Annotated in this window: 10 protein-coding genes and 1 pseudogene; 3 read left to right on the forward strand and 8 right to left on the reverse strand. The window is 44.4% G+C overall.

The features are described from left to right. The first annotated feature begins 101 nt into the window (after positions 1 to 101). From V2H45_RS24300 to V2H45_RS24305, 3 genes and pseudogenes are all read left to right on the forward strand, one after another. Complete coding sequence (locus V2H45_RS24300; RefSeq protein WP_330486279.1) at positions 102 to 713, forward strand: hypothetical protein; 612 nt, start codon at positions 102 to 104, stop codon at positions 711 to 713. Between the two features lie 50 nt (positions 714 to 763). Then, a pseudogene (locus V2H45_RS25765) lies at positions 764 to 876 on the forward strand (oleate hydratase); the annotation flags it as partial. A gap of 59 nt (positions 877 to 935) precedes the next feature. Next, positions 936 to 1,478 carry a DUF3122 domain-containing protein gene (locus V2H45_RS24305; protein ID WP_330486280.1) on the forward strand — a complete coding sequence of 181 codons (543 nt, stop codon included), beginning with the start codon at positions 936 to 938 and terminating at the stop codon, positions 1,476 to 1,478. A 189-nt stretch (positions 1,479 to 1,667) separates the two neighbouring features. Here the strand turns inward: V2H45_RS24305 and V2H45_RS25770 are convergent, their stop codons facing one another. The 8 genes from V2H45_RS25770 to V2H45_RS24340 all read right to left on the reverse strand — a co-directional run bounded on the left by V2H45_RS25770 (position 1,668) and on the right by V2H45_RS24340 (position 6,907). After that, positions 1,668 to 1,769, reverse strand: a complete 102-nt coding sequence (locus V2H45_RS25770) for a transposase (protein ID WP_408648905.1) — start codon at positions 1,767 to 1,769, stop codon at positions 1,668 to 1,670. 90 nt (positions 1,770 to 1,859) lie between these two features. Further along, on the reverse strand, positions 1,860 to 2,186 hold the full coding sequence (locus tag V2H45_RS24310) for a helix-turn-helix domain-containing protein (protein WP_330486281.1): 327 nt from the start codon (positions 2,184 to 2,186) through the stop codon (positions 1,860 to 1,862). Between the two features lie 100 nt (positions 2,187 to 2,286). After that, the gene (locus V2H45_RS24315; RefSeq protein ID WP_330486282.1) at positions 2,287 to 2,535 is read right to left on the reverse strand and encodes a helix-turn-helix domain-containing protein; all 249 of its coding nucleotides are present in this window, start codon (positions 2,533 to 2,535) and stop codon (positions 2,287 to 2,289) included. A gap of 106 nt (positions 2,536 to 2,641) precedes the next feature. Then, complete coding sequence (locus V2H45_RS24320; RefSeq protein ID WP_330486283.1) at positions 2,642 to 3,139, reverse strand: DUF1648 domain-containing protein; 498 nt, start codon at positions 3,137 to 3,139, stop codon at positions 2,642 to 2,644. A 225-nt stretch (positions 3,140 to 3,364) separates the two neighbouring features. Continuing rightward, on the reverse strand, positions 3,365 to 4,060 hold the full coding sequence (locus tag V2H45_RS24325; protein ID WP_330486284.1) for a DUF4337 domain-containing protein: 696 nt from the start codon (positions 4,058 to 4,060) through the stop codon (positions 3,365 to 3,367). Positions 4,061 to 4,106: 46 nt separating this feature from the next. Further along, positions 4,107 to 4,613 (reverse strand): hypothetical protein, encoded by a 507-nt coding sequence (locus tag V2H45_RS24330; RefSeq protein ID WP_330486285.1) that lies wholly within the window; start codon positions 4,611 to 4,613, stop codon positions 4,107 to 4,109. An 88-nt stretch (positions 4,614 to 4,701) separates the two neighbouring features. Further along, the gene (locus V2H45_RS24335) at positions 4,702 to 6,345 is read right to left on the reverse strand and encodes a serine/threonine-protein kinase (RefSeq protein WP_330486286.1); all 1,644 of its coding nucleotides are present in this window, start codon (positions 6,343 to 6,345) and stop codon (positions 4,702 to 4,704) included. Between the two features lie 133 nt (positions 6,346 to 6,478). Then, positions 6,479 to 6,907 (reverse strand): acyl-CoA thioesterase, encoded by a 429-nt coding sequence (locus tag V2H45_RS24340; protein WP_330486287.1) that lies wholly within the window; start codon positions 6,905 to 6,907, stop codon positions 6,479 to 6,481. Positions 6,908 to 7,065 lie beyond the last annotated feature (158 nt).

Raw genomic sequence — 7,065 nt, forward strand, 5'->3', positions numbered from 1 at the left:
CTATAACTTTGGGGGCTTTTTTTCTACCCTAAACTTCTCAAACACGCTCTTACAATGCTGTCTTTCAGCACCCGATCGCTCGGAATCTTCAGTGGCACGATGTGCGATCGATGTTAAATGCCCTCACCGATGTCACAGAGGAGCACAACGGCAGTATCAAATTTGCGCGGAATGGCGAAACCCTGACGGTTCACCCTCCGCGCCACAAAAATTTCTCTGACGTTCAAGACCTGATGCAGATTCGTCACTTCCTTGAGCGCTCTGCTGTACCCGAACAGGCAGCGATCGCTGAGGGGACTCACCTACTGGTCGTTATCGATCATCGTGAGGCAAGAATTTACAGGACGGAACTGCATGGCACCGTGCCAGAGCGGATCGTACCTTACGACCCCGATAATTCGCACCGACACCTACACAATGTCGATGACGATGCCAACGGTCAGCGCCAGCACGAACTCAAACCCTTCTACGATGCGATCGCGCGATCGCTGAGCGGTGCAGAAAAGATCCTAATCTTTGGTAGTGCGACGGGAGCCAGCAGCGCGATGGACTATCTGCTAGCTGAACTCAAACAACACCATCACGAACTTGCCGAGCGCGTTATTGGTACGGTCGTCGTAAACGAACAACATATGACCGAAGACCAGCTACTGGCAAAGGCGCGGGAATTTTACAACTCCACTCCAACCCATGTAAAGAACGCGGAGACTTAAATATGTCCGATCGAACTAGCGAACCTAATGCCTCTAATCGTAAAGCCTACATGGTAGGCGGTGGAATCGGCTCCTTGGCAACGGCTGCCTGATTCGCGATGGTGGCATTCAAGGGGGTAATATTACAATCTTTGAAGCCATGCCTGTCCTAGGTGGGAGCCTTAAAGTGAAACTTGATGCGGTAATTAAAGCATTTCAATAATTATCATGAGAGGAATTTTTATGATTGGATATTTTCTGAGCAAGATATTTTCTCATTTCTTATTGCTGTTAACCATTGTTTCGATGGTGTCTCTGGGTCTAGGAACCTTTACGAATCTCCATGCAGTTGCAGGAATTACGCAACTCCAAGAAGCCCCTGGACAAATGGTTTACCAATCTAGGCAAACCCTCAAAGATCAGCATGGAAATAGCTGGCAAGCGATCGCATTTAAACGGATTCCTCCCAACGGCAAAACGAGCTTCGATCTGCGTTTAGTCGGTTTCCCAGGTATGGTAGACATCGATCGCAGCAAACCTTTATTGTTAACTAATTCGCTAGGTGGAACCTCGACTGCTGATGATACCTCCAGCTTTATTTTTACGGATTTGTCTACACCAGAACCTAGCGTAGGACAGTATAATCTTCAGCCGATATTGTCGCAGTTACAGGTAGAAATCCCTCTCATGTTGATCCTGTCAGCGAGCAATGGTGAAGAGATTCATCTATCGGTTCCACCATCTTTTGTGCAAGAGTGGCAAACGCTCTTTTCTTCCAGAGAATAGATTTGAGGAGTCGTAATCGGTTTCTGGGGTTGTCATTAATTCGTTCGTGAGATTTTGCCTATCGCAGTTTTCATGTTAACGAGGACGGGATTATAGGAGAACCGTCTTGGCATCACAATCTGAATACCATCCTACAATATCCTTCTTCGTCACAGTGTTAAGTGCATCTGCGATCGCGTTATCCAATTCCTATCGGGTACGAGGTTTATGAGAACGCAAAAACTCTTTGGTTTTTGACCATAAGAGTTCAATTGGTGATAAATCTGGCGAATATTTAGGTAAAAATATCACTTTTCTGGTACTCTTGCCTCAATTGTTGAACTTCTTCTCTTTCTTGTTCGTCAGCATGAAAAGTTTTTTTTTGCGGGTCAAGCCTATTTTCTACAATGCTCGGCACATAGTTGGTTGACTAACTTGTATGTCTCTTTCGCTTTCTAACATTCGACATAATTCTTCTAGAGTGCTGTCATTTTTTTCGATGACTTTTGCTTTGAGCCAATTTAAGTCTTCTTCTCCGATTTGGGGTTTCTCACCTTTGCCATGAGGTTTGGCTGCATAACTCCCTGTTTGTTGATAGCGTTGAATCAACTGACTTACAAAACTTTTGCCCACCTGAAAGCGTTGTGCTAGGGCTCTTACGGATTGTTGCCCTTCTTCATGTGCTTTGATGATGCATTTCCTCAGGTCTTCTGAATATGCGACTCCCATTTTTCCTCTTTTTTTTGATTCTACCTTATGTCCGTAATCTCTTGAAAACCGCGATATGCTCGACTAGTTCCTCAATTGTCCAGTACTCTTTCTGGTCTAACTAAGTAAATAATTCTTGCTTCTGTTGGGCTTTGAGATACCCTTGCGTACCCCAGTAATTCGATTTCAGTCCTGCTACGCCTTTATCCTCATAACTTTGATTGCTATTGCTGATAAACCCTATGGATACTTGCAGCACATCTCGGATTGCTCGATAACTGTAACCCCTCTCGATCATTTGTACGGCAAGGGCTCGTTTGAGTTCACGAGAGGGAGGATTGCTTTGAATAAACTGTTCTAGACTATCCATCAGAATAGGTAAATGTTACACTTCAGGGGCTTCTTTCTTTATCCAATAACGTTCATACCCTATTTAGGATGACTATATAGGCTCCGAAGGTTTGAAAGACAGAGAACTAAGCAGGAGGCTTGTGAAAGCGTCTATATAGCGCTACTATCCAAATCACGACTGAGATAAGATATGCACCCAAACTCAAGAACAGCCAAAAGGAAGAGAAGGATTTCGCGGGATCGAGATTGGCTAGAAAAGTAAGCTGAAAGGCAACGATCACCAGTAATAGAGTCATTACACCAAACCATCCAAAGCTTTGCTTGAGATAGGCGATCGAACCGAAGCGATTGTCCTCAGACAGCCAATACTCTTTATTCGATAAGTTAATGATAGAGATAGGAAGGCGATCAAGCAGTCGCGGAATCCCCAGACTGATTCCGAGCACGATCGCGACGACCAGAAAATAGAGCCCAAAATAGGCGATTTTAGGAGATGCACCATTTGCCTGACCAGCGTTGTTGAAGTGCGATGCTACTGTTTCGGGGAGTAAAGGAAAATAATAGATGACCTGTGCGATCGCAAAAGCTACCAAAGCCAAGATTCCATAAAAAGGAAATTTCATTGATTACCTCTGTAAAAGTCAATTTAAATTAGCGAAATAAAAAAGACTGAGTAGGTCATTCAAGCATTTGGTAGCCTAACAGTCATACGGCTCAGATTAAAAGAAATATTGTGCTCTGTCGATAACTTTTAGCAAAAGTTTGAAGAAGTCCATCGCAATCGCTGGTATTTAGGTCTATCTCTAATTGCGGTCGGCGATGTTTTGTAGTTAGAGCACAGACCGTATTTATAAAGTTCTATTTAAAGAAGTTGCCTCTGTGCGATCGTCAACTGAGATCAAAGTTGATGGGGGCTGTGTTAAAGAACTATCTGACAATAAATTTGTGAGGGCATCGGGATGAATTCCCCAATTTAATAAACCTGCTAGCCCCATAAGTACACCAAATGCGGTAGGAACCATTGCGATTCCAAAAAGCCATCGTTTTTGGGTTAGAGAAGTTAGCGCAAATAATGAGATCGCGATCGCAAGGCTAGCATCCGCTAAATCAAATTGATCGTCGTGGAAGTTAAGCTGATCGTATGTCTTTTGGTCATTTTCTGCCTTTGCTTTTTCTTCTAATTTCTTTTTGTTCTCTCGGTCGGAAAGCTCTTGATAGTAAGCAATTTTCTTTTGATATGCTTGACGAATATCTTTAGGCTGAGATAAAGCCTGAAGTTCTAATTGTGCAATTGTTGCTTGAGCAATTTCTGTACGTATATTTCGAGCTTGATATAAGCCCCAGTCATCAATTCGATTTGCCTGGGCTTGCTGCATTGCCTGTACGATATTGTCATCTTTAACTTTGCAGACACCGATAAAAGTAGCTAGAAGGGCAACGGCGATCGCTACATAGGTATTCAAGCGACTTTTTTTCTTTTCTTTTTCTTTCTCTGCATTGCTATCATTCTCGGCTTCAACTATTTCCATTGGATTTACATCCATAACTTTTCTCCTGCTCCTTTTAAACGATTCAATATTACGAACCAGATTACGAACCAGAGTTTTCCTCTTTCTGGTTCAGTTGTGCGAATTCTTGAGAACAGCGTTGCGATCGAAATTCATAGATGAGTTTTCTGCCACTCCCCGTAGCATTAAATGCTGGTGGGTTAACAAGCTCGTAGATAACTGGCGATGCAATCCCGACGATCACTATGCCTATGCCTAGATAGGTCAAACCTTTAATCAAAGCGAGAATGAGTAGAGCCGTACCGAGGAGTGGGCCAAGATATTGCACGATGAGTTTCCAAAAGTGCCAGCGTTTTAATCCTTTTTTGCAGCGGGGGCAGGCAGGAACTTGAAGAGAGATATTCCGATTTCCACTGGGGCTGTGCGTGTCAAGTGCCAGATCGACTGCATCTTCAGCCAATCCCTGCACTGGGGCAGATACTAAAACTGTAATATCTGCGATCGCGGTCGGATTTTCACATTCACACACCACGCAACGTGGTGAGAACGATGGCTTTACATAAATTGGGAGCGTAACATCGTGGGTCACGATTTGGTTCCTCCGCAAACTTCAATATTTCTACTAAATCACATGGAGCAATATTTTGGAAAAAATTGTTTCATTTTGACCTAAAAAGTCATCTCTTGGGATCGACCTTAACCTCAATGGGGGCAATGTTTGTAGGAGGTGTTGCCTCTTCAGTCAACGCTGCCTTGAGGATGTAGTTAGCTTGTTTCACATCTGGACTTGTCTTGATTTGAATCATATAAACTCCAGTTGTCGGTAGACTTCCTTCAAAGGAAGTCACTCCCACTGCACTACTTAATGGTGCATTACTAGCATCCAACACGGTCATCACAACACCAGCACCCGATAATGCAGCCTTGAGCTTTTGACCGGCTTTGACGCTGACGAGATAGCTGTTCGTCGAAGCTGCTTGGAGCGTGCCATTGGCGATCGCCTCTTTCCCAACCTCTAGATTTAACGCTTGACTGAGGCTACCCGGATCGGGGCTGCTACTTATGGGCGTTGCCACGGGTGAGGGTTTTCCAGAGGGATCGGTGGCGCTAGGTGAAGGATTTTGGGTAGTTTCTACAACCACTGTAGGAACAGGTGTTGGCACTGTGGCAGGCTTTTGTTGCGATCGCATAAAGATTGGGATCGACATCCCTGTAATGGCTACCATTGCCAGTAACCCAACAACCAGAAATCCAGACCCAGAATTAGACTGCGCGTTAGCTTTCGGTACGGTTTTTGTGGAAGTTGATGCATGGGGACGTACAGGAGTTTCCTGATAGTTCGTTAAACTACTAGATGCCTTTCCTGTTGTAGGTACGAGCGCTGTGGGTGTCTTGCTTACTGTATCTTCAGATATACTAAAGGCCGTCAGTCCTTGCAGCACTTCCTTTGCCGATTGATACCTCTGCGTATACTGGTAGCGAATCATCCGCGTTAGCACCATTGCCAAGCCATTGTTTACCCTCGCTTGATTGCGCCAAACCAGTTCCCCTGTGGCAGGATCGGTGGGCAGATCGGTGGGGCTTAAACCTGTCAGGGCTTTAATCGCTACCATTCCCAAGGCATAGAGATCGCTACTATAGTTCGGTCTACCCGCACATTGTTCGTTGGGCATATATCCGGGCGTGCCAATGGTGACAGTAAATCGCGATTCACCATTACTCGTTTCTACAGCCCCTCCTTCCTGTAAGGCTTTGACCGCTCCAAAATCAATCAGAACCATCTTTCCATCTTTTTTGCGACGAATTAAGTTATCAGGCTTAATATCTCGATGAATCACACCTTCGGAATGAACGAACGCTAAAATATCTAGGACATCTTTGAGAATAGCAACAACCTCTGACTCAGACAGTAGCTTGCTTCTGGGTGGTTCGCTCGTTTCTAGCATCTTAATCAGCGACTCAGGATCGTTATCATCCGAAGATTCTTCTTCAGTTACTTTGGGGTTGAGTTCATCATGGAGAGACTTACCTTCGATAAACTCTTGCACCAAATAGAACTGCTGATCTTCTTCAAAATATGCCAAAAGTTGAGGAATTTGATCGTGCTTACCCAACTTCTCAAGGGTCTCAGCCTCTGTATTAAACAATCGTCTAGCTTCTCGAATGAAGTTAGGATCGTCGCTAGCAGGCTTGAGTTGTTTAACCACACAGGGCGGTGTGCCGGGACGACGCATATCGCGGGCAATAAATGTTTGCCCAAATCCCCCTACACCCAGTTTTTTGATTAATTTGTACCGTCCGTCAAGTACTTTTGCTGCCATGGCGATCGCACCCAGATAAGGTTAGGTTACTCTGATTGTAGAGAAAAATAGCGAAGAAAACTGCGATCTTTGCTATTCGTAAACCTATCTATACCCATTTTCTCAAATTTTCCGATCGCGAGCCACTCACTGTTCATGGTTCCCTGAGTCTAAAAGCCTGAGAGAGTTCCTTGGGAATCGATACTGGTTTGCGGCTAGATAAATTGATAAAGCAACCGATCTGTTCTGCTGTGGCAACTAATTTCTCACCGACGAGAATCTCTGCACTGACTGTCCATCTCAAATATTTCATCTTACTCATCCACATGCGACCGATGGGAAGGTCAAACAGGACAACGGGTTGCTTGTACTGAATGGAGGTTTCTAAAAGAATAGGAGCAATATCCTGTTCCACCATCTCTGATAGAGAGAAACAAGCTGAAACCAAAGCAACACGAAGATCTTCAAGCCAGCGAATGTAGACAATATTGCTGACAACTCCTGCAAAGTCGATGTCATAGGGCTGTACGGGGAGTTTCAATTCCACGTTTATCAATTGTTTCGATTCTACGAGTTGTGTCATGATTCCATTATCTCCTATCTGATATATTTTGATAAATTACAGACCGATCGGTCTTTTCCTTGGGAAAAATTTTTGCCCCTTGCAAGGCTAGTTTAGGCAGCGTTCTAGTAGACTACGGCGTAAAAATGTCTACCGTTAAACTGCCAGAGCCTTTCCTT

It is taken from the genome of Tumidithrix elongata BACA0141 (genome assembly GCF_036349135.1).
In the GTDB taxonomy this organism is placed as follows: domain Bacteria; phylum Cyanobacteriota; class Cyanobacteriia; order Pseudanabaenales; family Pseudanabaenaceae; genus Tumidithrix; species Tumidithrix elongata.

What these genes read in the sequence shown, in the direction of transcription:
- V2H45_RS24305 (WP_330486280.1), top strand. Translation starts at nt 936, where the DNA reads ATGATTGGATATTTTCTGAGCAAGATATTTTCTCATTTCTTATTGCTG.
- V2H45_RS24310 (WP_330486281.1), bottom strand. Translation starts at nt 2,186, where the DNA reads ATGGGAGTCGCATATTCAGAAGACCTGAGGAAATGCATCATCAAAGCA.
- V2H45_RS24315 (WP_330486282.1), bottom strand. Translation starts at nt 2,535, where the DNA reads ATGGATAGTCTAGAACAGTTTATTCAAAGCAATCCTCCCTCTCGTGAA.
- V2H45_RS24320 (WP_330486283.1), bottom strand. Translation starts at nt 3,139, where the DNA reads ATGAAATTTCCTTTTTATGGAATCTTGGCTTTGGTAGCTTTTGCGATC.
- V2H45_RS24325 (WP_330486284.1), bottom strand. Translation starts at nt 4,060, where the DNA reads ATGGATGTAAATCCAATGGAAATAGTTGAAGCCGAGAATGATAGCAAT.
- V2H45_RS24335 (WP_330486286.1), bottom strand. Translation starts at nt 6,345, where the DNA reads ATGGCAGCAAAAGTACTTGACGGACGGTACAAATTAATCAAAAAACTG.
- V2H45_RS24340 (WP_330486287.1), bottom strand. Translation starts at nt 6,907, where the DNA reads ATGACACAACTCGTAGAATCGAAACAATTGATAAACGTGGAATTGAAA.